This window comes from Amycolatopsis bartoniae, assembly GCF_014191255.1.
In the GTDB taxonomy this organism is placed as follows: Bacteria; Actinomycetota; Actinomycetes; order Mycobacteriales; family Pseudonocardiaceae; genus Amycolatopsis_E; species Amycolatopsis_E bartoniae.
Genome location: NZ_JACHWH010000001.1, coordinates 1,742,951 through 1,767,472, shown reverse-complemented (window position 1 = coordinate 1,767,472; position 24,522 = coordinate 1,742,951). Strand labels below are relative to the sequence as shown.

The following is a 24,522-nucleotide window of genomic DNA, read 5'->3' as shown; positions in this document are numbered from 1 at the left end:
GCGGCTACCGGTTGCTGCTGCCCGCGACGAACGCGCCGAGGTCCTTGGACTGTTGCACCCGCGAGGGCTCGTGCACGTACATCATGTGGCCCGCCGGGTAGTACGCCGTCTCGACGTTGTCCCGCAGCTCCTCGGGGATCTGCAGGCGCGCCAGCACGTGCTCGGCCGCGTAGTACGGCGTCGCGCCGTCGTAGTAGCCCAGCGCCACGTGCACCTTCAGGTGCGGGTTGGCCCGCATCGCCGCGCCCAGCGCCTCCACGGCGGACACCGAGCGACCCTCGAAGTCGGAGTACGACCAGTTCCGCACCACGTCCATCGACAGGACCTCGTACGGCAGGTCGTTCTCGTAGCCCAGCTCGGCGCGCACGTAGTGGTTGAACGCCGCCGAGTACGCGCCGATGATCCGTGACACCGAGGCGTCGTCGCTCATGTGCTCGCGCCCGCCGTCCGGCTCCCAGGTGGTGAAGCGGCCGTCCATGCGGCCTGTGGTGAGCCCCCGGTCGCGCAGCAGCTCGGTGAAGAACCGGACGTGCTCGATCCGCAGGTCCACCCTGTCCACATAGGACTCGTCGAGCCCGGTGAGCGACGCCAGCGTCTGCACGGCCGCCGTGCGCTCCTCGGCCGACAGGCGCGCACCGCGCTCCAGCGCGTACGGCAGCTCGCGCGCGGCGAACTCCTCCGCGTCGGCCAGCACGTCGTCGAGGGGCCGCTCCCCGTGCAGCCCGTGGTAGTGCGCTATCGCCGCGTATGTCGGCACGTACAGCGGGTACGGCTTGTCGTTGCCTTCGGTGAAGCGGATGGTGCCCATGTCGAGCACGCTGCTGATCAGCATCAGCCCGTTGAGGTAGAGCCCGTGCCGTTCCTGCAGGTGTGCGGCGAGCGCGGCCGCCCGCAGCGTCCCGTACGACTCGCCCGCCAGGTACTTCGGCGACAGCCAGCGGCCGTTGCGTGAGGTCCACAGCCGGATGATCTCGCCGACCGACTCGATGTCCGGCGTGAAACCGAGGTAGTCCTTGGGCTTCTCCCCGGCGACGGCGCGCGAGTAGCCGGTGGACACCGGGTCGATGAACACCAGGTCGCTGTGCGCCAGCAGCGTTTCGGGGTTGTCCACCAGCCGGTACGGCGGCGGCTCGGGCGAGTCGACGTCCCCCGACACGGCGCGCCGCGGCCCGAGCAGGCCCATGTGCAGCCAGACGCTGGCCGAGCCGGGGCCGCCGTTGAACGCGAACGTGACCGGCCGCGAGCCGGGCTCGGCGTCGTCGAGCGTGTACGACGTGAGGAACACCTCGGCCTTGGCCTGGTGCCCCTCGAACTTGCCGTCGGTGAGCACCTCCTTGCGCAGCACGACGCGGCCGGTCTTCGCGGTGTACGCGAGCTTGCGGCGCTTGACGGTGAGCGTGTGCTGGGTGCTGACGAGGTCGTCGCTCGGCTCCGGAGCCTTCTTCTCGGGCTCCTCGTCGGGGGTCTCGGGCATGAGCTCAACTTACGCTGGAGGGGTGACGAAGATCAGACCCACCACGATCGCCGAGCTCGACGACGCGCTCGCGGACTGCCGGCGCTGTCCCCGCCTGGTGGAGTGGCGCGAGGAGGTCGCGCGGAAGAAGCGGGCCGCGTTCAAGGACGAGACGTACTGGGGCCGTCCGGTGCCCGGCATCGGCCCGGCCGACGCGTCGATGGCGATCGTCGGGCTCGCCCCCGCCGCGCACGGCGGGAACCGCACCGGCCGCATGTTCACCGGCGACCGGTCCGGGGACGTGCTGTTCCAGGCGCTGTACGACGTGGGCCTGGCGTCACAGCCGACGTCGGTGCGCAAGGGCGACGGGCTGGAGCTGTACGGCACGCGCATCACCGCGCCCGTGCACTGCGCGCCCCCGCAGAACAAGCCGACGCCCGCCGAGCGGGACGCCTGCCGCCCCTGGCTGGTGCGGGAGCTGGAGCTGCTGAAGCCCCGGCTCAAGTCGGTGGTGGTGCTGGGTGCCTTCGGCTGGCAGGCGCTGCTGCCCGTGCTGGCCCAGACGTGGCCGGTCCCGAAGCCGGCGCCCAAGTTCGGCCACGGGGTGGAGGTCGTCCTGGGCGGGGAGCTGCACCTGTTCGGGTGCTACCACGTGTCACAGCAGAACACCTTCACGGGCAGGCTCACCCCCGCGATGCTGCGGGACGTCCTGGCTCGCGCGGCTTCGCGGGCGGGGTTGGAAGTCAGGAACTCATGACTTGACTCCGCATGCAGTCGCTCCTGCTGGGTGTGCTGAAACGACAGGCAGCATTCAGCCGCAACCGGCAGCTCCTGTTCGATATCGAACAGGAGCTCGCCGAGGGAGGTGGCGCGGGTGACGATGCCCCCGACGCCGCCGAGCTCCTCGACCAGGCGCGACAGGACCGTGTTGGTGACACCGACGCTGACGGCGCGGGTGGCGCGGCGTGATCGTGGTCGACGCGTCCGTGTTGGCCAACATGCTTCTATACGCCGACGATCGGGGACGCCGAGCGCGTGCTGTTCTCGGGCGGGACACCGAGTGGGCTGCGCCTGAGCATTGGAAGGCAGAGGTCTTGTCGGTTGTCCGCGGTCTCGCTCTCGGCAGCAAGATCAAGGAAGAGCAGGCAGTACGGGCGGTGGACCGCCTGCCGTTGCTCGGTGTCGATCATGTTTCGTTGGACGAGCTGCTGCCTCGCATGTGGCAGCTCCGCCACGGGATCAGCGGTTCCGACGCCGCATACGTGGCCTTGGCGGAGGCGCGGAGCATCCCGCTGCTGACCTCCGACCGGCGCCTCGCGCGCACCGCGACCAGCTACTGTCGGGTGGAGCTCGTGGCCTGAGTGCCGGTTCGCCGGAGTTGATCTGAATCGTTTTGCCCTGCTATGGCGACCCTGGTCACAGCTGGCCGGGGGGTACGAGCGTCGGGCCCGGGGGAGTGGGAGGATATGGGTATGGCCGCAGTGAAGTCGGAACCGACCCGGATCCTGATCCTGGGCGGTGGTTACGTCGGGCTCTACACGGCGCTGGGACTCCAGAAGAAGCTCCGCGCCAACGAAGCGTCCGTCACGATCGTGGACCCCCAGCCCCACATGACGTACCAGCCGTTCCTCCCGGAGGCGGCTGCCGGCGCCATCGAACCGCGGCACGTGGTCGTGCCGCTGCGGCGGGTCCTCAAGCGTTGTCACGTGCTGACGGCGCGCGTCAACAAGATCGAGCACGAGCGCAAGTCCGTCACGGTCGAGGCCGCGGACGGGCACATCGAGCAGCTGAACTACGACGTGCTCGTGGTCGCGCTCGGTGCCGTGGCGCGCCTGCTGCCGATCCCGGGGCTCGCCGAGCAGGGCATCGGTATCAAGACCATCGGCGAGGCCATCTACCTGCGCAACCACGTGCTGACGAAGCTCGACCAGGCGGCCAGCACGCTGGACCCGGAGCTGCGCAAGCGGCTGCTGACGTTCACCGTCGTCGGCGGCGGGTTCGCGGGCATCGAGGCGCTGGCCGAGCTCGAAGACATGACCCGCGACGCCACGCGGTACTACGAGAACGTCGACCCGTCGGACATCCGGTGGGTGCTGGTCGAGGCCGCGGGCCGGATCCTGCCCGAGGTCCGCGAGACGCTGGGTGTGTGGACGGTCGAGCAGCTCGAGAAGCGCGGCATCGAGGTGTTCCTGTCCACGGCGGCGAAGTCGTTCGAGAACGGGCACGTGGTGCTCTCGGACGGCACGGAGTTCGACAGCGACACGATCATCTGGACGGCCGGCGTGAAGGCCAACCCGGTGCTCGCCAACTCCGACCTGCCGATCGACAAGCGCGGCCGCGTCGAGGCGACGGCCGCCCTGCAGGTCGTGGGCCACCCGGACGTGTGGACGGCGGGCGACAACGCCGCCGTGCCGGACCTGTCGCGCACGGAGCAGGACCCGACGGCCACCTGCCCGCCGAACGCGCAGCACGCGGTCCGCCAGGCGCGTGTGCTGGCGGCCAACATCATCCGCGTGCTCCGCGGTGGCCAGCCGAAGGACTACTTCCACAAGAACCTCGGTGCGGTCGCGGGCCTCGGCCTGCACAAGGGCGTGGCCGACGCGCTGAACCTGAAGATCAAGGGCTTCCCCGCCTGGCTGTTCCACCGCAGCTACCACCTCAAGGCGATGCCCACCTTCAACCGCAAGATCCACATCCTGCTGGACTGGATGCTGGGCGGCCTGTTCCGCCGCGAGGTCGTCTCCCTGGGGCAGATCAACAACCCGAAGGAAGAGTTCGCGCGGGCCTCCAGGTCCTGAGGTCACCGGGGCGCCGCATTATGCTGTGCGGTGCCCCCGTAGCCCAACCGGCAGAGGCAGTCGACTTAAAATCGATTCAGTGCGGGTTCGAGTCCCGTCGGGGGCACGCACAGCATCCTCACGAGACCGCGCCCCTCGTGAGCTGCGACTTTCAGCGACGGTTCGGATTGCGCGACACCGCCACAAGAGCGGTGGTGCCCGATGAACCCGCCGGTTGCGAGCGCTCGGTTGCGGCGCGGGTTGGTGCCCTCGGCGGGACTACCAACGGGGCTGACCAGGGAATTTTCGTCGGCACGTTAGTGGTCGCGGCGAGCTTCGAGCTTCCGGGCTCGGATGAGAGCCCATCTTGAACGCCAACTCGCAGACAGTTGCTCGGTTTGTCACGGTCACGATGGGGCTGGTGATCGGGCTTACCTTCCTCTCTGGGTTCGGCAACGTGTTGAACTTGGCGTTGAAGCTGCGGGTACCGGTGTTCGTAGCGCCGCTGGTGGTCCGGGGCCAGTGAGGACGTGTTGCGGCCAGCGCGACGCCTGCTGCTTGCGGCGAGCGTGGTGACACTGCTGTTGAACGTTGCTGACCCGGTATGTGCTGATCAATGGGGTAAGGCGGGCGAGCCTGCGGCCTTTCCGCATGGTCAGCAGGTAGGAGCGGACCTCCGCCGGGCCACTGCTCTCGACGAGGACCTCGTGGAGCGCGCTCGCCGCGCGGACGCCGACCACTGGCGACGTTACCGACGTCCGATCTCGGTGGAGACGCTCCGAAAGCAACTTCGGGTCGGCGCGACAAAGTTCGACGAGCAATGAGCTAGCGACCGCCTAACGGGCGTGGCTGATCATCGAATTGAAGTCAGACACCTCGCTAATTTCGTGCCCCGCACACAGCCCAAGGGCCTGGTCACCCGACGGTCCCAGCTCGAAGAAGGAGCAGATGGGTGGTCATTCATGGAAGATGCTGTCCGATAGCGAATCAACTCTGCTGATGCCCGAGGCCGGCTGACACGGTCCGCGATCGGCCACGAGGTGAACGTTGTCGCACGGCTCAACGTGCTCTGAGCCATGCTCCGCGACAACACGGCGATACCACGGCAAATCCGGGCCGCTCGCGGCTTGACAGCACCCAGCCCGCCGGATCTCGGCCCCGCGTGTTCGGCCGGAAGCATGATCTTGGAGCCGTGCCGGCCGGTTCCCTCGGCGGTGGTTGGGCCGCGTGGTGTCGCTTTTGGAGTACAGGAAGCGATAACCCGTTGCTGGTTTGACGAGAGTGGCGGTCTGGTCAGCTGTAGGTGACTTGGGTGGTGTTGTTGTTGCTGTACCAGGTGATGGTGCCGTGCTGGAAGTTGGTGCGGCGGCCGCCGGTGACGCTGTATTCGTCGCTGGTGGGGTAGCCGAGTTTGCTGGTTTCCCAGCCGAGGGAGGCCCACTTGTCGCGGATGGCGCCGACGACCGACCAGGCTCCGGTGGAGGGGGTCCAGTAGACCGAGGCCGAGTTGGTGAAGTGGTTGTAGCGGCCCAGGCCGTCGGGCGTCGTGGACTCGTCGGTGGTGGGGTAGCCCAGGCCGGTTTCCCAGCCGAGGGCGGCCCACTTCGACCTGATGCTGCCTTGGATGGAGTGGGCGCCGCTGTTGGGGGACCAGTAGATGGAGGCGCCGGCGGCGAGGCTGAAGTGGTTGTAACGCCCGACACCGTCCGGGGTGGTCGACTCATCGGTGGTGGGGTAGCCGAGGGTCTTCTCACGGCCGAGGGCGGTCCATTTGTCGCGGATGGCGCCTTGGATGGAGTGGGCGCCGGTGTTGGCGGTCCAGTAGATGGAGGCGCCGGCGGCGAGGCTGAAGTGGTTGTAGCGGCCGGTGCCGTCGGGGGTGGTGGTCTGGTCGGTGGTGGGGTAACCGAGGCCGGTTTCCCAGCCCAGTGCCGCCCATTTGTCGCGGATGGGGCCCTGGATGTTGTGGGCGCCGGTGTTGGGGGACCAGTAGATGGACGCGCCGCCGCTGGCGCTGAAGTGGTTGTAGCGCCCGACACCGTCCGGGGTGGTCGACTCATCGGTGGTGGGGTAGCCGAGGGTTTGTTCGGCGCCGAGGGCGAGCCATTTGGCGCGGATGTCGCCCTTGATGAGGTGGGTGCCGGTGTTGGGGGTGGTGTAGATCGAGGTGATGCCGAAGGTGGTGTACTGCCCGGTGCCGTCGGCGGTGGCGGTGGTGTCGCTGGTGGGGAAGCCGAGTGCGGCGGGGCCGCCGAGTTGGCGGTAGCGGTCGAGGATGGGGCCGGTGACGGCGTAGGCGCCGGTGTTGGGTGAGTAGTAGATGGTGCCGTGGTCGTAGTCCTGGGCCCAGCCGGAGGCGACGGAGTATTCGGCGCCGACGGGGGAGCCGAGGGTGGAGGTGGTGGCGCCGAGGCCGGTGTAGTGGGCCTGGATCTTGTCGGGGCTGTCGCCGGTGGTGAAGGTGGCCAGATCGGTGGTGGCGTTGTTGTAGACGTCCTGGTCGCCGGGGAGGGCGCCGGAGGTGGCCCACTGGTAGAAGGTGTAGGCGCTCCAGGAGGCGGGGATGGCGGGGGAGCCGGGGATGTCGGAGTTGCTGGGGGCGATCCACAGTGGATCGTTGGCGAACGCGGTGGAGTCGGCGGTGCAGTGCGACCACCAGCCGTTGGTGGTGTAGAGGACGGGCCAGCGGTTGGTGCGGTCGTGGATCGTGGTGGTGAAGTCGGTGATCCACGCGGTGATCTGGGCGGGGGTCTGGTTGTAGCACCAGCCCGTCCAGTCGGCGGTGCCGTAGGGGTTGTACTCGATGTCCAGCACCGGCGGGAGGGTGCGGCCGTCGGCGACCCAGCCACCGCCGTGGGCGAGGAAGTAGGTGGCCTGCGTCGCACCGTCCGAGTCGCTGGGGAGCGCGAAGTGGTAGGCGCCGCGGGCGAGCCCGGCGTTCGCGGCACCGGTGTAGTTCGTGGTGAACTGCGGATCGGTGTAGCTGGTGCCTTCGGTGGCCTTGACGTAGGCGAACTTCGCCCCGTTGGCCGCGGCGGCGTTCCAGTCCACAGTGTTCTGGTAGTGCGACACGTCCATCCCCGGCGTCCCGGCCGGGGCCTGCGCAGTGGCCATCGCACGCATCGTCTGGTGCGCCTGCACCGTCGAGCCGAGATAGTCGGCGTCGGGATGTGTCGGGCCCCTCTGCCCGGCCAGCGCGGCCGGAGCCGATACCAGTGCCGGAGACACCAATCCGGCCAGCAGCACCGGCACCACCACGAGCGCACGCAACCGGCGCACAGGGACCTCCCCCAGATCAGGAACGCGGGTTCGAACGAACTCGGCGCAGGGAACTGTAAACCGAGTCAGGTTCTCGGCGACAGAGAGATCCGACACTCAAAAATCACAGGCCATCGTGGACCGGTGGGAAAATCTCCTACAGCCGCTTCGGGTTGGAGTGGAGGAAGTTTCGCCTCGATTTCCGTTGCGGACCGTGTCTCAGGCGGTGCCATGGTCGGGGGTTGCTCCGACAGGAGCTAGGCGCACGGCGGGTTGAACGGCAGTTCGGGAACGTACCGCTGCCAGCGCGCTGCCGTGAGATTCCCTGCCGTCGTGGTGCAGATCCGTGCCGCGGCCCGGTGGACGTCCATGATCGTCAGCTCGACGGTGTGGTCGTCGCCGGCGGTGGCGAGGATTCGGCCGTCCGGGCTGAGCGCCGCGTTGTCGATGGCCGCCGTGTGCCCGGTCAGGCGGCCGTGGTCGGTGGGGCTGGCCGGATCGGCGACGTTCCAGAGCCGGACGGTGCCGTCCCCGCCGGCGCTGGCCAGGGTCCTGCCGTCCGCGCTGAAACCGACCCAGTACACGAAACTCGTGTGCCCGGTCAGAGGTTGCTGCTCCGCAGTGGGCCGGGAGGGATCGCTCAGGTTCCACAATCGCACCGTGCTGTCGGCCCCGGCGACCGCGATGGTCCGATCGTCCGAACCGAACGCGACACCGAACGCGCCACTGACCTCGACCGGCAGCGAAGCCAGCCGACGCGGGTCCCGGACATCGGCGATGTCCCACAGCGCCACCGTGTCGTCGGCACCGGCGCTGGCGAGCATCCGGCCGTCGTGGCTGAGCGCCAGCCAGTAGACGAACTTCGACTGGCCGCCCAGGGGAAGTCCCAGTTCGACCGGCCGCACCGGATCGGCGAGATCCCACAATCGCAGCGAGCCGCCGTTCCCGGCAGTCGCCAGCACCCGGCCGTCGTGTGTGAACACCGCGGTTTCCACCGTGCCGTCGCCGCCACCGAACGGGCCGCCCAGCGCGGAGGCGTGCGCGGGGTCGGCGACGTTCCACAGCCGCACCGTGCCGTCCGCGCTCGTGCTGGCCAAGGTCCGCCCGTCCGGGCTGAAGGTGACCCGGCGAACCTCGTCGGTGTGCCCGGTCAACGGAGCCCCGAGCGGCCGGGCGTGCGTGGGATCGGTGACGTCCCACAGGCGCACGGTGCCGTCCGCCCCACCGCTGGCCAGCACCGTCCCATCAGGACTGAACGCGACCCCCTGCACTCGATCGGTGTGGCCCAGCAGCACCGTGCCGGGCAGGTTCCACAACCGGATGGTGCGGTCGGCGTCGCCACTGGCGAGTGTCGTGCCGTCGGGGCTGAATGCCAGCGAGCGGACGTAGCCGGTGTGCCCGGTGAGCGGCTGGCCCAGCGCGACCGGTTCGGCTGGGTTGGTCAGGTTCCACAACCGCACCGTCCGGTCGGCGCCGGCACTGGCCAGCACGGTGCCCGCCGGGTTGAACGCCAGCGCGTAGACGGTGTTGGTGTGCCCCGCGAGCGGTGCGCCCACCGCGGTGGGACGAGCCGGGTCGTTCAGGTTCCACAACCGCACCACGTAGTCGTCCCCGCCGGTCGCCAGCAGGCGGCCGTCCGGGCTGAACGCGAGCGCGTAGGCGTGCTGGCTCTCCACCCGCGCCGCATCGCCCAACTGCACGGGATGCGTGGGATCGCCGATGTTCCAGAGACGCACCAGGCCGGCGTGATCGGCGGCGGCGACCATCCGCCCGTCAGAACTGACCGCGACCTGGAAGATCGCGTCGGTCGCTCCGGTGAGCGGGGAGCCGAGGGCCGAGGGATGCGCGGGGTCACTGACGTTCCACAGCCGGACCGTGCCGTCCGCCCCACCACTGGCCAGCAGCCGTCCATCCCGGCTGAACGCGATGGTGTTGGCGTAGCCGGAGTGCGCGGGCACCGCCGGTCCCGCAGCCACCAGACGGGTCCGGTCGGCGACGTTCCACAGCTGGATGGTGCCGTCGTCGCCCGCGGTGGCCAGGATCTTCCCGTCCGGGCCGAACGCCAGCGCGAAGATCCGCCCGGCGTGCCCCGCCACGGGAGGGCCCCAGGGGCTTGGGCTGCCGCGGTCCGCGGTGTTCCACAGCCGCACCGTGCCGTCCCGGTCCGCGCTGGCCAGCGTGGTCCCGTCCGGGCTGAACGCGACGCCGTAGACCGTGTCCGAGAACCCGGGCAGCAACGTGGACAACGCCTGGTGCTCGGTGCTGAGCAGGTCGGCCTCGGTCTGCGCGGTCGGCTGGTCGGTGTAGCCCACCAGGTTCAGCTGCGCCGCGAGCGAGACGTCACTGCCGGCGACCTGCTGGGCTTCGGCGGACGCCTGCGCGCCGGCGAGCCCGTGCGTCTTGGCCTGGGCCGTGCTGTTCTGCTGCATCGCGACCACGCCCGCGCTCGCGGCGAACAACGCCAGCACGCACACCACCGCCACCGTGACCCACCGCCACCTCCGGACCGTGCGCTCGTGACGCAGGGAAGTGCGCAGGAACGCGGCTGCCCCGGGGTTGCTGGCGACGGCGTCGGGGTGCTGGTCTGCCCAGTCGCGAGCCGACGCGAGGCGGTTGCCGCGGTACAGCAGGCTGCGGTCGGCAGGGGCCTGCCGCCAGGCCGCGGCGTCGTCCATGAGTTGCTGGTAGGTCCGCAGACCGGCCCGGTCGGCGTCGACCCAGTCGTGCAACCGCGGCCAGGCCCGGAACAGGGCTTCGTGGGTGATCTCCACGGTGTTCGTGTCCACCGTGATCAACCGGGCCTCGGCCAGCATGTCCAGCACCGGGTCGAGCGCGGGCACGAACTCGTTCCTGGCCACGCGGCGTTTGCTGTCCTCGGTGCCCTCACCCAACGCCACCAGCCGGAGGAGGACGGTCCGCACGAGTCGCTGCTGCTCGGCCGTCAGACCGGCATACACGGCCTCGGCGGTCTGGGCGAGGGCGTGCTGAATGCCGCCTGCCGCTTCGTAACCGGCGAGGGTGAGCGTGTTACCCCGGCGGCGGTGCCAGGTCTGGCGCAGCGCGTGCGAGACCAGCGGGAGCGCTTTGTTGGCTTGGCCCGCCGCATCCGCGACCACGCGGGCGAGTAGCGCGCTTTCCACCGTGGCCCCTACCCGGGTCGCGGGCAGGCTCACCGCGCGGCGCAGTTCGTCGGTGCTCATGGGACCCACCAGCAGTTGGTTGTCCCGCAACGCTTCGACCAGTTCGGGGTGCTCCGAGCAGTGTGGGTAGAAGTCCGCCCGCACCCCCAGAACCAATCTGGTGCGGCCGTTCTCCGCCTGTGCCGCGGTGAGCAGCGCGGTGAGGAACGCGGCGCGTTCGGCCCGGTCCCGGCAAAGGGTGAAGACCTCCTCGAACTGGTCGACCACCAAGAGCAGGGGCACGTCGCCAGGCTGGTCGTTCAGGGCCTGCAACACGGTCAGGTGAAGGGCGCGCGGATTGACGGCCAGTTCCTCGTGCAGCGCGGTGGCCGAGCGGCCGCACCAGGCCGCCAGGCGTACCGCGGTCTGTTCCAGCGGATGTGGACCGGGCGCGAACAACAGCGTCGGCCAGTGCGCTTCGGAGGAAATGCGCGGAACGAGCCCGGCGCGCAACAGCGACGACTTCCCGGAACCGGAAGCACCGAACACGGCGAGGAAGGACGCGGACCGCACCCGGTCGAACAGTTCCTCGGTGAGGATTTCCCGTCCGAAGAAATTGCCGGCGTCCTCCGCTTGGAATGAACGCAATCCCACGTAAGGGCACCGCTCGTCCGCTTCCGCCGCCGTGGCCTCGACGGGCGGATCCGCGAGTTCGGCCGCCACCTCCCGCCAGCGTTTTTCCCATTCCTCGGGGTCTCCGCCGCAGGCCCGCACATAAGCCAGGGTCACCGGAAGACTGGGCAGTTTCCGGCCGGCTGCCGCGTCGGCGAGAGTCGACCACGAGTAGTGCGCCCGGCCGGCGAGTTCACGATAGGTGGGACTGCCCGCCTTTTCCCGGAGGCGCCGCAGACCATCGGCGAATTCGGGCAGCGGACCCGCATCGGGGTCCAACGGTCGTTCCGGTCGCGGCACGCTCAGCACCCCCAGGCCCCTCCGTGCTGTCACCGATTGTGCGGACCTGGTTGTGCGGTGTCCAGCGACCGACACCGCACAACTCGAACGGAGTAGATCCGAACACGCAGCATCACCGGAAACCAGGGAGGAACTCCGTGTCCCCACACCGAATCCACCGAAACAGACCCGGGCTGGCGGCTCTGCTCGCGTTGCTCGTGATGATTGTGAGTACGAGTGGTATCGCGTCCGCGACCGACGGCAATGCCATCGCGCGAACCGCGACCGGAGAGATTGGCAACACCTGCGACAAGTACGACGCCTGTTCCTACGAGTGGTGTGCGCTGTTCGCGAAATGGGTCTGGGCGCAGAACGGTGTCGATGTCAGCGAGCTGAACGCGTGGGCCGCCAGCTTCTACGACTACGGCAAAACACATGGAACGCTGTCGAGCACCCCACAGGTCGGCGACGCGGTGGTGTTCGGTTACCGGGCTGCCGACGATTACGCGGACCACGTGGCGATCGTGACCAGCGTCGACACCGCCCACCACACGATCGTCTCGGTCGGCGGCAACGAAGGTGACGGGCGGGTCCAGAAGGACGGCCCGTACGACTGGTCGGAGGGCTATTCCTCAGTCATGGGCATGACGATCAGCGGCTACGTCGCTCCCGTCGGGCTGGCCGCGCCCGTTCCCGGCCAGCTGGTGGCGATCGGCAACGACGGCGGCGTCTACCACGAAGTCCGCAACCCCGACGGGAGGTGGACCGGGTTCCAGCCGCTGACCGATTCGTCCGGCGGTGTGATGAAGGCTTCCGCTGTCGCCATCACCGGCGATCCGGACGGCTCGGCGCAGGTGCTCGCCATCGGCGGTGACGGTTACGTGTACCACGAAGCCCGGCAGGCGAGCGGAAACTGGACCGGCTTCCAGCCCATACCTGGCGTGGGCACGCCGAAAATGACAGCCAGTGCCGTGTCGATTTCGGCCGACCCGGACGGCTCCGCACAGGTCCTCGCGATCGGCAACGACGGCGGCGTCTACCACCAGATCCGTGCCCTGAACGGGAACTGGAGCGGGTTCCAGCCGCTGACCGATTCGTCCGGCGGCGTGATGAAGGCGTCCGCCGTCGCCATCACCGCTGACCCGGACGGCTCGGCGCAGGTGCTCGCTGTCGGCGGTGACGGTTACGTGTACCACGAAGTCCGGCAGGCGAGCGGAAACTGGACCGGCTTCCAGCCCGTGCCCGGCGTGGGCACGGCGAGGATGGCGGCCAGTGCCGTGTCGATATCGGCCGACCCGGACGGCTCGGCACAGGTGGTCGCGATTGGCAACGACGGCAACGTCTACCACCAGATCCGCACCAAGCCCGGCGCCTGGACGGGCTTCCAGCCGGTGACCGGTGTGGGTACGCCGAAGATGGCCGCGAGCGCGGTGTCCATCACGGGTGCTCCCGACGGGTCCGCGCAGCTGGTCGCGGTCGGCAACGACGGCAATGTCTACCACCGGATCCGCACCGCGGCAGGCACTTGGACGGACTTCCAGCCGGTGGCCGGCATCGGTACGCCGAAGATGGCGGCCAGCGCCGTTTCCATCGCCAGCGTCCCCGGCGCCGCGTGAGACGAAGGTGGGCGGCCGCGCAGCACGCGGTCGCCCACCTCGTCGTCGGAACCGGCCCGTAAGGAATCGCTCATGACGGGAGCGTTGGTTCGACCGACACCCCGCCGCGGTGTAGGCCTTGTCCTGTGAGAGCTGGCTCGCCTGGGCGGGCGCACCGTCCAGGCGCACGAACGCGCACAGGTGACCTGCCGCGTCGACCACCGCGATCGCGGACTTCTGGCCCGCCGTCTCCGCGGCACGTTGCGCGGCCGCCACCACCTCGAGTGCGGCCTGGCTGGAGATGCTGGCGAGCTGACGAACGCCATGACCCGCGACACTTGGCGCGCCACTCGGTCCCGAGCTGGGGATGCCGGTTCTCCGTGAGCCTCCGCCTCAACTCATCCGGTGCATGTCGTAGCGCACCTGGAGCGCCGTGCGTTCCGCGGTCGCCACCAGCAGGCTCGTGTTCAGCCAGCCGTGCGTGGCGTTCGCCGTCGTGGCTCTGATGCACAGGCGGAAGTAGTACGTGGCCACGTCGACCTCCTCGTCCCTCGCCAGTGCCGCCAGCACGTCCGGCGGGCCGGTGCGCAGGCCGGTGCTCGTCACCGCCACCAGCCGCGCCGGTTCGGTGGTCTCCAGTTCCAGTGTGTAGCGCGCTTCGACCAGCGTCGTGCCGTCCGGGAGGACCCGCTGCCAGTCCGCGCCGCCCGGCTGCACCGCGCCCGACAGCTCCGGGCCGTCCACCGTGCCGCCCGTGATCGGCACCACGCGGTGGTGCCCGTCCGGCGTCTCACCGAAGTCCAAAGGCGCCCCGAGCTCCACGACGACCGTCGCGACGTACTCCAGTGCCGGTGCCGGGAACAGCGGTCCGCCTCTCCTGCTGCCTCCCGCGCGAGGCGGCGGAACACACATCGTGATGCACCTTTCACGCTCTGGTGGCGGACACGATGCCGGAGCACGTTCACGGGCGCAGCGGGCATTTCATTGATTGGCAAACCGATTGTGCGTGGGGCGGGCGAACCGGTCCGTCGCCTCGACGATCGCCTCCGTCATGGAGGTTCCGCCGTGCCCGGCGTCGTCCAGGACGACCAGTTCGCTGCCGGGCCAGGCCTTGTGCAACGCCCAAGCGGTGTCGAGCGGCCCGCTGACGTCGTAGCGGCCGTGGATGAGCACGCCCGGAATGCCCGCCAGCCGCCCGATGTCGCGGAGCAGCTGGCCCTCCTCCAGGAAGCAGCCCTGCGACCAGTAGTGCGTCACGATCCGCGCGAAGGCGAGCTGGAACGCCGGATCCGCGACCGACAGGTACGGCGCGGCACCGGGCGCGAGGGAGATGTGCGTGTCCTCCCAGTCGCACCAGGACCGCGCCGCCTCGGCGCGTACCTCCGGATCGGGGTCGTGCAGCAGGCGGCTGTAGCCCGCCGCCAGGTCGTCGTCGTCGGGGACCAGCGCGCGGAACCGCTCCCACTCGCGCGGGAACACGCGTCCCATGTCGCGCGTGATCCAGTCCGTCTCCCGACGGTCTCCGCTGGTCACGGCGGCCAGGACGAGTTCGGTCACCCGCTCCGGATGCGCCTGCGCGTAGGCCAGCGCCAGCGTGACTCCCCACGAGCCACCCCACACGAGCCACTCAGGGACACCGAGGTGGACGCGCAACCGCTCGATGTCGGCGATCAGGTGCTGCGTCGTGTTGGCCGACAGGTCCACGAAAGGCGCCGCCGCTGACGGGACGCTGCGTCCCGCGTTGCGCTGATCGAACAGCACGATCCGGTAGCGCCCGGGATCGAAGAGCCCGCGCTGGCGCGCAGAACACCCCGAACCCGGGCCGCCGTGCAGCACCAGCGCCGGTTTGCCATCGGCGTTGCCGCAGGTTTCCCAGTACAGCGAATGCCCGTCGCCGACGTCGAGCATCCCGGAGTCGTACGGTTCGATCGGCGGATATCTCATCCGCCCAGTCTCCCGGACCTCGCGCTAACCGAGTAGCTCGAAGCCGTCGGCCATCGCCGTGAACAGCTCGTCGTCCTCGGCGGGCTGGGAGGTGCCGCAGCCGAGGCAGAAGACGACCTCTCCGTCGAGGCGCAGGTACTCGATGACGTGCCAGCTGCGGCCCGCGTCGTGCTTCGCGCACCGCAGCACGGCGCCGGGAGCGCCGCCCACCTCGGCCTCGGCGAGGTCGAAGTCGGTGAAGCCGTTGTGCTCCAGCGAAGACCGCGCGCGTTCGGCGAGTTCCAGCGCGCTGTCGGCGGGCCGGACGGGTTGCCGGAACACGATGGCGGAGTGCCTGCGGTCGGTCCGGTCGCCGAAGCGCGCGGTCTCCCACGGGCTGTTCTTCAGGTTCGGCGGGCGTTCGTCCCAGCCCTGCGGAATCCGCACGGCGTAACCGAAATCAGGTTTCTCGATGCGCTGCCACTGCATGATCTGTCTCCTGGCGAGTTCACGCCGGAGGGCGGCGAGGGCAGCGGTGTAGGACTCGCCGGTGCGGCGGGCGCGCTCGCGGACGCGGCGCTTGAAGTGCTTGTTCGCTGTCATCGGGCCCTCGGCAGCACGCCACTCGACCCCCGGCGAGGAGCACGTGCAGGCGGATGACAAGCGATCCGGGGACTGGATCCCCTTTGCCTCCACCGGGCGGCCCTGCCGGGGAGGGCCGAAGGAGGTTGGGCGGCGGACCGACGCCTGCGCACAGGATGACCCGGTGCCCGGAGGGCTGTCAAACGGGGTTCGCGCAGGGCGGAACCTGCGTTACGGATCACCGTCGGGGCGCGACCACCGCGCCGGAGCCGGGATACCCTGGGACTTCCCTTGACAAGGAGAGGTGACATGCGGACTTTCGTGCTCGCGGGCGGGTGCTTCTGGTGCCTGGACGCGGTCTACCGCACGCTGCGTGGCGTGCAGGACGTCGTGTCCGGCTACACGGGTGGCGACGTCGCCGGGCCCTCGTACGAGCTGGTGTGCACCGGTCGCACGGGGCACGCCGAGGCGGTCGCCGTCACGTTCGACCCCGAGGTCATCCCCGCGGAGGTCATCCTCGACGTCTTCTTCACCCTGCACGACCCGCGCCAGCTGAACCGCCAGGGCGCGGACGTCGGCACGCAGTACCGCTCGGCGATGTTCTACGCCGACGACGCGCAGCGCGCCGAGTTCGAGGCCGCCATCAAGCGCGCGAGCGAGTGGTGGGAGGGCGAGATCGTCACGACGCTGGAGCCGCTCGGCGAGTTCTACCGCGCCGAGGAGTACCACCAGGACTTCTTCGCCAAGAACCCCGGCCAGGGCTACTGCCTCGCGGTGGCGTTGCCGAAGGTCAACAAGGTGCGTAAGTCCTTCGCCCAGTACATCGGGTGAAGCGCGACGAGGACTTCGCGCAGCTGCTGAACAGCAGCCACGAACGCGTCGTCGGGCGGCCGTTGCTGCCCGGCGGCTCGCCGGACGCGCGATGGCTCTACGAGGACGCCCCGTTCGTGCTGCTCGCTCACGACACCTCGGACGACCCGCTGTTCGTCTATGCCAACCGGATGGCCCAGCGCTGCTTCGAGTACAGCTGGGACGAGTTCGTCGGCCTGCCGTCCCGGCTCTCGGCGGAGGCGCCGGACCGGGACGAGCGCGACCGGCTGATGGCGGGCGTGCGGCGGCAGGGCTTCGTCGAAAGCTACCGGGGCCTGCGCATCGCCAAGTCGGGCAGGCGGTTCTGGCTCGAGGACGCGACGGTGTGGAACCTCGTCGACGCGGACGGCGCGCTGCGTGGCCAGGCCGCGCGGGTGCCGCGTTGGAGCGACCATTGCTGACCCTCCAGGAGGCGACGCCTGAGGACTGGCCCGACTGGCGTGACGTCCGCTTGGCCGCGCTCACGGACGCGCCGCACGCGTTCCGGACCACCGTCGACGACTGGAACCGGGGCGCCGAACAACGCTGGCGCGAAAGGCTCGCGATGCCGGACGCGCTGAACCTCCTCGCCAGGGACGACGGTGTGGTCGTCGGCCTGGCGAGCGGGATTCGGTATCCGGATGGCGTCGCCGAGGTGCGGTCGGTGTGGGTCAGCCCGCGGGCGCGCGGAAAAGGCGTCGCGGACCTGCTGCTGACGGCCATCGAGGAGTGGGCCGTGCGGCAGGGCGCACCGGAGCTGCGGCTGGACGTCCTGCCCGGCAACGAGCGCGCGATCGCGCTGTACCGCCGGCACGGCTTCGTGCCCACCGGCGGCGAGGAGATGCGCAAGCCATTGGTTGCGAAGCGGTAACCCTGATCGGTCCGGCCGTAACGAACCCCGCCGCGGCGTCGAACTACAGGCGCACTCAGGCCCGGCGGGGGCGTGGCCATTCAGGACTTGTCAGGAAGGACTTCCCACCGATGACGCAGCCCAATCCCTACCAGCAGACCCCGGTTCCGGTGTCGCCGCAGCCTCCCGCGTGGACACCGGCCGCCCCGGTCGCCACGGGGCAGCCGGTCGCGACGGGACTGTCCATGAAGGAGCGCAACCCGGTTCTCGTGTGGCTGTTGTGGCCGCTGCTGACGCTCGGGATCTACAGCCTGGTCTGGTACTACAAGATCCACAAGGAGATGGCCGAGTTCGACCGGCGCCGCGCGGTGCCGGTCGCGGGTCCCGTGCTGGTCCTGTTGTTCCTCAGCTGGACCCTCATCGCGCCGCTGGTCAGCTACTACAACACCGGCAACCGCATCCGGAACGCGCAGCGCGCCGCCGGGCTGCCCGAGACCTGTTCGGCCGTCGGCGGGATGCTGCTCATGCTCGTGTTCGGCGTGGGAGTCGTGTACTACCAGAGCGAGCTGAACAAGATTTGCGCCGCTTACGGGGTTCCTGCGGGCCAGCAGATCCCGCTGCACGCCTGAGTATCTTTCACATAGTGCCGTTTTCCTGGGCAAACGGTTACTTCACACGATCGAGGATGTATCGGCGGCCTGCGCACGGGTAACGCTGTTGGTGCCGGACGAAAGAGTCCGACCGGACAAAAGCAGGACCCGCTCTCACGCGAAGGGCGAACAACGGAGAGAGCGAGCCCTGTCCCTGTCTGCCGACAGAGAAAGGAATCATCTCATGCGCATCATCCGCCGCGCGCTGGTGGCCAGTGCCATCGCTCTGCCCCTCATGGTGGGCGCCGCCGGTATCGCTTCGGCCGACACCCCGAACGACAACGCCGGTGCCTCGTACTACACGAGCAGCAGCACCTCCGCTGGCTCCGGTGGCGCCAGCACCGACGGCACCACCTCCTGGGCGACGGACGACGCGAGCGCCTACCACCACGGCGCGACCGCCGCCGGGCCGGACGGCGCGAGCTCCGAGAGCACCCACTCGTACTCGTACGACGGGGACAACCACCACGGTTGGGTCTCTTACGACAACGACGACTGCGACTACAACTACGGTCACCACCACTGGAACCACCACAGCGACTGGAACGACAACGACGACGGTGGCCTGCTGGACGTCGGTTCGATCCACCTGCTCTGATCGAGTAGATGGACCAGGCCGCAGGTAGGGCGGCTCCGGGCGACGCTCCGGAGCCGCCCTTCCGCTGTGTCAGTGGCGCGGCCGTCCGGCCTCGACCAGTGCCACCCCGCGCTCGTGGTCGGCGTCGGCGTCGTGCGTGAGCACCCCGACCACCACGCCGTCGCGGGTGTACCAGACGGTGAACGCCTCGTCGTCGTGCTGGACGAGCTCGGCCTCGTCGAACCCGTCGCCCCACGCGGCGTACTTGAGGTACCGGTCCCCGAGCACCGACCGGAACCCGGGCGGTGCCGTCCAGGAAGCCTCGGCACCCGCGGCGGTGCGGCCCGCGATCGCGCCCATGGTCAGCGCGTCGTCCCAGTGCTCGACGACCAGCGGGCGCCGCGCCGACGCGTGGAAAGCGAGTGCGACGTCACCCGCGGCGAGCACCCCGGGCTCGCTGCTGCGCATGTGCTCGTCCACGCACACGCGGCCCTGCGAGGTGCTGATCCCCGCGCGTTCCGCCAGTTCGCCGCGCGGCCGGATGCCCGTGGCGAGCAGGACGAGATCGGTGTCCAGCAGCGGCACGAGTTCGGTGCGGATCCGGTAGCCGTCGTCGACGCCGAGCAACCGGGTGTCCGTTAGGACGCTCACGCCCTCGCACCGGAGCCAGCGGTGCAGCTTCCGTCCGGCGACCGAGCCGAGCCGCCGTTGCTGCGGCTCCTCCTCGGGACACAGGACGGTCACCTGGACACCCAGGCGTGACAGGGAAATCGCGGCCTCGCAACCGATGAACCCGGCGCCCGCGACCACCACGCTGCGCGCGTTCTTCGCCGCCTCCCGCAGTTCCCGCCCGCTCGACGCCGATCGCAGCGTCCGGATGGCGGGGTGGTCGGCGCCGGGGATCGGCGGGCGCACCGGTTCCGCCCCCGTCGCGAGCAGGCAGTGGCTGTAGCCGACGGTGCGGCCGGCGGCGGTGGTGACGGTGCGCTCCCCGGGATCGAGGGTGACGACGGGGTCGCCGAGCTCCACGTCGATCCGGTGTTCGCGGTAGAAACCCGCCGGTGCCAAGGGAAGGTCGTCCTCCCCGGCTTCACCGCGCAGGAACTCCTTCGACAACGGGGGCCGCTCGTACGGCGGCTCGATGTCCGCCGACAGCAGCAGGACGTCGGCGTCGCCGCCCGCGTCCCGGTAAGCGCGTGCGGCAGCGTAGGCAGCGGGCCCGCCGCCGACGAGGACGAACCGGTCGTTTCCCGTCATGCGGGTCGGCTACCCGGGGAAGAAGATCAGGAACCACAACGGAAAGCGCTTTCGGGAAGCGCTTTCAACGGCACGCTCAGCGGTCGGCTCCGTAAATCACCCGCGCTGTTCCGCCGGCGGCGAACACCGGGCCGACCGGACTCGACGATCACTACGGTCCAGTCTCGTGACGACGATTACGACGCGTACGGTCGAGTATCCGGCCGACGGTTTGACGATGATCGGGCACCTCGCGCTCCCGGCCGGTGCCGGCCGCCGGCCCGCGGTGCTGCTCGGACCGGAGGGCATGGGGCTCAGCGACGTCGAGCGCCGCCGGGCCGATGCTCTCGCCGAGCTGGGATACGTAGCGCTGGCCTTCGACCTTCACGGCGGGCGCTATCTGGGCGACCCCGAGGAGATGCTGGCCCGTTGCCTGCCGCTGCTCGCTGATCCCGACCGGATGCGGGGCATCGGCCATGCGGCGCTCGACGTGTTGTGCGCTGAACCGCGGACCGACCCCGACCGGATCGCCGCCGTCGGCTACGGCACCGGGGGCGCCGTCGGGCTGGAACTCGGGCGCGACGGCGTCAGCCTGCGCGTGATCGGGACGGTCAACGCACTGACCACGGGCCGACCGGGCGAGGCGGCGCGCATTCGCTGCCCGGTGTGGGCCGGGGTCGGGTCGGAAGACCCGATCATGCCTCCATCGCAGCGGGACGCGTTCACCGCTGAGATGCAGGCTGCGGGCGTCGACTGGCGCCTCGTGGTCTATGGCGGCGCCTTGCACGCCTTCCACCACCCGCCGGTCGACCATCCCACGGTCCCCGGCGTCGGGTACCACCCACGGCACGCCCAGCGAGCCTGGCGCGATGTCGTCGACCTGCTCGCCGAGTGCCTGCCCGTGACGGAGTGATCCGCCGATCACCAGGAAGAATCAGCGGTGGTGGTGCCCGGCGCCGTGGCCGCCGTTCCAGCCCCCGCCCGGGCCGTAGCCGCCGGGGTTGAACGGCCACTGGTCCGGCGTGGGGATCTTCGGCATGGTCACCGTCGGCTGGGACGCGGTCGCCGGAGCCTTGGCCGGGGCCGAGGTCTGCGCCTTCGGCTTGGCCTTGCTCGTCTTCGGCAGCGTGCCGCTGAACTTGCCCTTGTCGGGCTGCCGCGCCTGGGTGGGAGGTGCCGGGATCTCGGCGGTCGTCGTCGGGGTGGCGGCCGCGAGCGGCACGACCTGCGCGCCGATCGGGGAGGACGCCTGCAGCGCGTTGGACTCGGGCGTCGTGCCGCTGGGCACCGGTCCGGAGGCGGTGCCGCCGGTCTGCGGGGTCTGCGCGTGGGCCAGTGCCCAGCCGCCCACCAGCACGGCACCCGCGAAGGCCAGCCCGGCGAGCTTGAGACCGGTGCGGGGCGGGCGGCTCTCCTTGGCGGTCGCGACCGCCGCGGCGGGCTCCTCCTCCAGCAGCGCGCTCACGGTGGTCTTGTCGTAGTGGTACTGCGTCGCCGTCTCGGCAGCCGCCGGGAGCGGGAAGGCGGGCAGCGTGCCGCCGAACGAGCCTTCGGGCGTGGTGGCACGGGAGCGACGATGCGGGGCGCGGCCGGCGCGGGCACCGTTGCGGGCCAGCAGCTCGGCGACGGTGGTCGATCCCGACGTGGTGTCGAGACTGTGGGTCGCGGTCGTCACGGAGCGTGCCCTTCCTCGTCCTTCGTGCAGGTGAAGATCTCGAGCTCGTTCTTGTGCCCGCGTCACCCTATCGTGTCGCGCAAGTGCAGAGGCAACCGAGCTTTCCCCGCATACTCGAACCGTGCCCGCGGACTGGATCCTGCACGTCGACCTCGACCAGTTCATCGCCGCCGTCGAGGTGATGCGGCACCCGGAGCTGCGTGGCCGGCCGGTCGTCGTCGGCGGAACGGGTGACCCGACCCAGCGCGCGGTGGTGGCAACCGCGTCCTACGAAGCGCGAGAGTTCGGCATCCAGTCCGGCATGCCGCTGCGGTTGGCCGCCAAGCGGTGTCCGGACGCGGTGTTCCTGCCGGTCGACAAGCCCGCTTACGAGGAGGTGTCGGAGCGGGTCATGGCGGTCCTGCGGGAGTTCCCGGTGGTGGTCGAGGTGCTGGGCTGGGACGAGGCGTTCGTCGGCGCGAGCACGGACGACCCGGAGGAGCTGGCCACGCGGCTGCGTGCCGCCGTCGCGGAGCGGACCGGGTTGTCGTGCGCCGTGGGCGTCGGCGACAACCGACTCCGCGCGAAGATCGCGACGGGGTTCGCGAAGCCCGGCGGCATCTACCGGCTGACTCAGGACAACTGGTCCGAGGTGATGGACGCCCGTCCCGTCGAGGCGTTGTGGGGGATCGGGCGCAAGACGGCGAAGAAGCTGGCCGAGCTGGGCACGGAGACCGTCGGGCAGCTGGCGGCGAGCGATCCGAAGGAGCTGGCCGCCCGTTTCGGGCCGACGATGGGGCCCTGGTACCGATTGCTCGCGCTGGGGCACGGCGACCGCGAGGTCACCGCGACGCCGTACGTGCCGCGCTCACGCAGCAGGGAGGTCACCTACCAGGAGAACCTGACCGACCCGGCGGAGATCGCGCGCGAGGTCGCCGTGCTGGCCCGCCGGGTCGCCGAGGACGTCGTCGAGGAGGGGCGCCCGGCCGCGCGTGTGGCCGTGAAGGTGCGCTTCGCGCCCTTCTTCACCCAGACCCGCAGCGTCACCCTCGACGCCCCGACGAGCGACGCGGACGTCCTGGAGCGCACCGCGCTCGCGGTGCTGGGGCGGTTCGAGGACGGCCGTCCCGTCCGGTTGCTGGGTGTCCGGGCGGAATTCGAGACCGGGAAATAGTATTTTGTCCGCTTTGGCCGGAAACTGCTCACCGCTTCGGGTGGTTGCCACGCGCGCGCCGAAATAAGGTCATCCGCATGGCAGAGTCGTCAGCAGGGGCGCGGCAGCGCCTCACGTCCGATCAGCGGAACTCGTTCATCGCCGCGGTCCTCGGCTGGACGATGGACGCGTTCGACTACTTCATCGTCGTCTTCGTCTACGCCGACATCGCCAAGAGCTTCGGCATGCAGAAGGCCGACGTAGTGTTCATCACCACGGCCACGCTGATCATGCGGCCGGTGGGGGCGCTGCTGTTCGGGCTGTGGGCCGACCGCGTCGGGCGGCGCGTGCCGCTGATGGTCGACGTCGTGTTCTACTCGATCGTCGGTTTCCTCTGCGCGTTCGCGCCGAACTTCACGGTGCTGCTGATCCTGCGCCTGCTGTACGGCATCGGCATGGGCGGCGAATGGGGACTGGGCGCGGCGCTCGCCATGGAGAAGATTCCGGTGAAACGGCGCGGGTTCTTCTCCGGGGTGCTGCAGGAGGGCTATTCCTTCGGTTATCTGCTGGCCTCGCTCGCGTCGCTGGTCATCCTCCACTGGGCGGGACTTTCGTGGCGCTGGCTGTTCGCGCTGAGCATCATTCCGGCGCTGATCAGCCTGATCATCCGGGCGCGGGTCAAGGAGTCCGAGGTCTGGGAGAGCGCGCGGCAGAAGATGCGCGTGACGCGCACTTCGGTCAAGGACATCCTGCTCGACCCGAAGATCATCCGCCGGTTCGTCTACCTCGTGCTGCTGATGACGGCCTTCAACTGGATGAGCCACGGCACGCAGGACGTCTACCCGACCTTCCTGTCCGCGCACACCTCCGGCGGCGCCGGCCTGTCCTCGACGACGGCCACGTGGATCGCGGTGATCTACAACATCGGCGCCATCACGGGCGGTCTCGTGTTCGGCTCGCTGTCCGAACGCTTCGGCCGCCGCTACACGATCGCGTTCTGCGCGGTGCTCGGCCTGCCGATCGTGCCGCTGTTCGCGTTGTCGAAGACGGCCGCGCTGCTGTGCCTCGGCTCGTTCCTGATGCAGGTCATGGTGCAGGGCGCGTGGGGTGTCATCCCGGCGCACCTGACGGAGATGTCGCCCGACGCGATCCGCGGCTTCTACCCCGGCGTGACGTACCAGCTGGGCAACTGCCTCGCCGCGTTCAACCTGCCGATCCAGGAGAGCCTGGCCGAGCACCACGGCTACCCGTTCGCGCTGGTCGTGACGATCATCCCGGTGCTGGTCGTGGTCACCGTGCTGACGCTCGTGGGCAAGGAGGCGAAGGGGATCAACTTCGGCACCGACCGCACGGCGGTCAGTCCGGCCACAACGGACTGACGGGGGTCACAGCCACTCGGCGACACCGCCGTGGCCTGAACAGGTGCCCTGCCGGTGCTTGCTGAAGCTGTAGGTGCCGTCCTTGCAGTGCGCGGTGGCGCCCGCCGGAGGTGAGGCGGCGTGCGTGGGGCTCGGCACGCAGTTGCCGTCCACGTTGATGTAGCCGCCGGAGCACGACGCGGCCTTCGGCGCAGCCGCCGTGGTGCGCTTGGTCGTCGTGGGCGTGTGGGTCTGCGGGACGGCCGCGGCGTGGGTCTGCGGGACGGCCGCGGCGGGCTGAGGCGTGTCCGAAGTGACCGGCGGAGGTGCCGGCGTGGTCGCGAGCGACGGCGGGGTCGCCGTGCTGGTGCTGCTGACGACGGCCGGTGGGGTCGTGGTGGTCGTCGTCGCGGGCAGCACCGGGGCGGCGCCGCAGGCGGCGAGCGTGACGCCTAGCGCGAGAACCCCGGCCAGGCGCGAAAATCTGCCAGTGGACAAGTCGACTCCTTTGTCTCGGACCGTCGGAAGTCGCGCTGT

Annotated in this window: 23 protein-coding genes, 1 tRNA gene and 1 pseudogene; 15 read left to right on the top strand and 10 right to left on the bottom strand. The window is 69.8% G+C overall.

Annotation, left to right across the window (positions count from 1 at the left end):
- Positions 1–4 precede the first annotated feature (4 nt).
- A complete protein-coding gene (locus FHX82_RS08525; RefSeq protein WP_145934102.1) occupies positions 5–1,474 on the bottom strand; it encodes a S10 family peptidase in 1,470 nt (489 codons plus the stop codon).
- Here FHX82_RS08525 and FHX82_RS08520 point away from each other — a divergent pair.
- From FHX82_RS08520 to FHX82_RS36850, 6 genes are all read left to right on the top strand, one after another.
- On the top strand, positions 1,473–2,210 hold the full coding sequence (locus FHX82_RS08520; protein ID WP_145934101.1) for a uracil-DNA glycosylase: 738 nt from the start codon (positions 1,473–1,475) through the stop codon (positions 2,208–2,210). The genes FHX82_RS08525 and FHX82_RS08520 overlap by 2 nt on opposite strands.
- Before the next feature lie 11 nt (positions 2,211–2,221).
- Positions 2,222–2,422, top strand: coding sequence for a hypothetical protein (locus tag FHX82_RS08515; RefSeq protein ID WP_145934100.1), 201 nt, complete (start codon positions 2,222–2,224; stop codon positions 2,420–2,422).
- Positions 2,419–2,814: a type II toxin-antitoxin system VapC family toxin gene (locus FHX82_RS08510; protein ID WP_145934099.1), complete on the top strand. Its 396-nt coding sequence runs from the start codon at positions 2,419–2,421 to the stop codon at positions 2,812–2,814. The genes FHX82_RS08515 and FHX82_RS08510 overlap by 4 nt, the downstream gene beginning before the upstream one ends.
- 111 nt (positions 2,815–2,925) lie before the next feature.
- Entirely contained in the window at positions 2,926–4,251 is a 1,326-nt protein-coding gene (locus FHX82_RS08505; protein ID WP_145934098.1) for an NAD(P)/FAD-dependent oxidoreductase, read from the top strand.
- Positions 4,252–4,283: 32 nt separating this feature from the next.
- Positions 4,284–4,357: transfer RNA gene (locus FHX82_RS08500), tRNA-Leu, on the top strand.
- 240 nt (positions 4,358–4,597) lie between these two features.
- A complete protein-coding gene (locus FHX82_RS36850; RefSeq protein WP_229880468.1) occupies positions 4,598–4,756 on the top strand; it encodes a hypothetical protein in 159 nt (52 codons plus the stop codon).
- A 767-nt stretch (positions 4,757–5,523) separates the two neighbouring features.
- Here FHX82_RS36850 and FHX82_RS08490 read toward each other — a convergent pair.
- Together FHX82_RS08490 and FHX82_RS37655 are read right to left on the bottom strand one after the other, a co-directional pair.
- Entirely contained in the window at positions 5,524–7,353 is a 1,830-nt protein-coding gene (locus tag FHX82_RS08490) for a GH25 family lysozyme (RefSeq protein ID WP_145934146.1), read from the bottom strand.
- Between the two features lie 392 nt (positions 7,354–7,745).
- A complete protein-coding gene (locus FHX82_RS37655; RefSeq protein ID WP_145934097.1) occupies positions 7,746–11,612 on the bottom strand; it encodes an nSTAND1 domain-containing NTPase in 3,867 nt (1,288 codons plus the stop codon).
- A 173-nt stretch (positions 11,613–11,785) separates the two neighbouring features.
- Here FHX82_RS37655 and FHX82_RS36840 point away from each other — a divergent pair, with 173 nt between their 5' ends.
- A complete protein-coding gene (locus FHX82_RS36840) occupies positions 11,786–13,174 on the top strand; it encodes a DUF8189 domain-containing protein (protein ID WP_229880469.1) in 1,389 nt (462 codons plus the stop codon).
- Positions 13,175–13,240: 66 nt separating this feature from the next.
- Here the strand turns inward: FHX82_RS36840 and FHX82_RS36835 are convergent.
- The 4 genes and pseudogenes from FHX82_RS36835 to FHX82_RS08465 form a co-directional block, all read right to left on the bottom strand.
- A pseudogene (locus tag FHX82_RS36835) lies at positions 13,241–13,456 on the bottom strand (heme-binding protein); the annotation flags it as partial.
- A 90-nt stretch (positions 13,457–13,546) separates the two neighbouring features.
- Positions 13,547–14,065: a DUF3237 family protein gene (locus FHX82_RS08475; RefSeq protein ID WP_145934096.1), complete on the bottom strand. Its 519-nt coding sequence runs from the start codon at positions 14,063–14,065 to the stop codon at positions 13,547–13,549.
- Between the two features lie 69 nt (positions 14,066–14,134).
- A complete protein-coding gene (gene pip / locus FHX82_RS08470; RefSeq protein WP_145934095.1) occupies positions 14,135–15,097 on the bottom strand; it encodes a prolyl aminopeptidase in 963 nt (320 codons plus the stop codon).
- A gap of 24 nt (positions 15,098–15,121) precedes the next feature.
- The gene (locus tag FHX82_RS08465; protein ID WP_221215363.1) at positions 15,122–15,679 is read right to left on the bottom strand and encodes a hypothetical protein; all 558 of its coding nucleotides are present in this window, start codon (positions 15,677–15,679) and stop codon (positions 15,122–15,124) included.
- A 288-nt stretch (positions 15,680–15,967) separates the two neighbouring features.
- On the opposite strand from FHX82_RS08465, the gene msrA reads away from it, so the two are divergent.
- From msrA to FHX82_RS08440, 5 genes are all read left to right on the top strand, one after another.
- Positions 15,968–16,489: a peptide-methionine (S)-S-oxide reductase MsrA gene (msrA, locus tag FHX82_RS08460; RefSeq protein ID WP_145934094.1), complete on the top strand. Its 522-nt coding sequence runs from the start codon at positions 15,968–15,970 to the stop codon at positions 16,487–16,489.
- Positions 16,486–16,929: an MEKHLA domain-containing protein gene (locus FHX82_RS08455; RefSeq protein ID WP_145934093.1), complete on the top strand. Its 444-nt coding sequence runs from the start codon at positions 16,486–16,488 to the stop codon at positions 16,927–16,929. The genes msrA and FHX82_RS08455 overlap by 4 nt, the downstream gene beginning before the upstream one ends.
- The gene (locus tag FHX82_RS08450) at positions 16,923–17,378 is read left to right on the top strand and encodes a GNAT family N-acetyltransferase (RefSeq protein WP_221215362.1); all 456 of its coding nucleotides are present in this window, start codon (positions 16,923–16,925) and stop codon (positions 17,376–17,378) included. The genes FHX82_RS08455 and FHX82_RS08450 overlap by 7 nt, the downstream gene beginning before the upstream one ends.
- Before the next feature lie 110 nt (positions 17,379–17,488).
- A complete protein-coding gene (locus FHX82_RS08445) occupies positions 17,489–17,986 on the top strand; it encodes a DUF4234 domain-containing protein (RefSeq protein WP_145934092.1) in 498 nt (165 codons plus the stop codon).
- A 205-nt stretch (positions 17,987–18,191) separates the two neighbouring features.
- Positions 18,192–18,605, top strand: coding sequence for a hypothetical protein (locus tag FHX82_RS08440; RefSeq protein ID WP_183176522.1), 414 nt, complete (start codon positions 18,192–18,194; stop codon positions 18,603–18,605).
- A gap of 69 nt (positions 18,606–18,674) precedes the next feature.
- On the opposite strand, the gene FHX82_RS08435 is transcribed toward FHX82_RS08440, so the two are convergent.
- Entirely contained in the window at positions 18,675–19,841 is a 1,167-nt protein-coding gene (locus FHX82_RS08435) for an NAD(P)/FAD-dependent oxidoreductase (RefSeq protein ID WP_145934090.1), read from the bottom strand.
- A 166-nt stretch (positions 19,842–20,007) separates the two neighbouring features.
- Between FHX82_RS08435 and FHX82_RS08430 the strand changes: the two genes are divergently transcribed.
- Positions 20,008–20,733 carry a dienelactone hydrolase family protein gene (locus tag FHX82_RS08430; RefSeq protein ID WP_145934089.1) on the top strand — a complete coding sequence of 242 codons (726 nt, stop codon included), beginning with the start codon at positions 20,008–20,010 and terminating at the stop codon, positions 20,731–20,733.
- A 21-nt stretch (positions 20,734–20,754) separates the two neighbouring features.
- Here FHX82_RS08430 and FHX82_RS08425 read toward each other — a convergent pair whose 3' ends face one another.
- Complete coding sequence (locus FHX82_RS08425; protein WP_145934088.1) at positions 20,755–21,495, bottom strand: hypothetical protein; 741 nt, start codon at positions 21,493–21,495, stop codon at positions 20,755–20,757.
- A gap of 121 nt (positions 21,496–21,616) precedes the next feature.
- On the opposite strand from FHX82_RS08425, the gene FHX82_RS08420 reads away from it, so the two are divergent.
- Complete coding sequence (locus FHX82_RS08420; RefSeq protein ID WP_145934087.1) at positions 21,617–22,648, top strand: DNA polymerase IV; 1,032 nt, start codon at positions 21,617–21,619, stop codon at positions 22,646–22,648.
- 77 nt (positions 22,649–22,725) lie between these two features.
- A complete protein-coding gene (locus FHX82_RS08415) occupies positions 22,726–24,006 on the top strand; it encodes an MFS transporter (RefSeq protein ID WP_145934086.1) in 1,281 nt (426 codons plus the stop codon).
- 6 nt (positions 24,007–24,012) lie between these two features.
- On the opposite strand, the gene FHX82_RS08410 is transcribed toward FHX82_RS08415, so the two are convergent.
- The gene (locus tag FHX82_RS08410) at positions 24,013–24,483 is read right to left on the bottom strand and encodes a DUF3761 domain-containing protein (protein ID WP_183176521.1); all 471 of its coding nucleotides are present in this window, start codon (positions 24,481–24,483) and stop codon (positions 24,013–24,015) included.
- Positions 24,484–24,522: the final 39 nt, after the last annotated feature.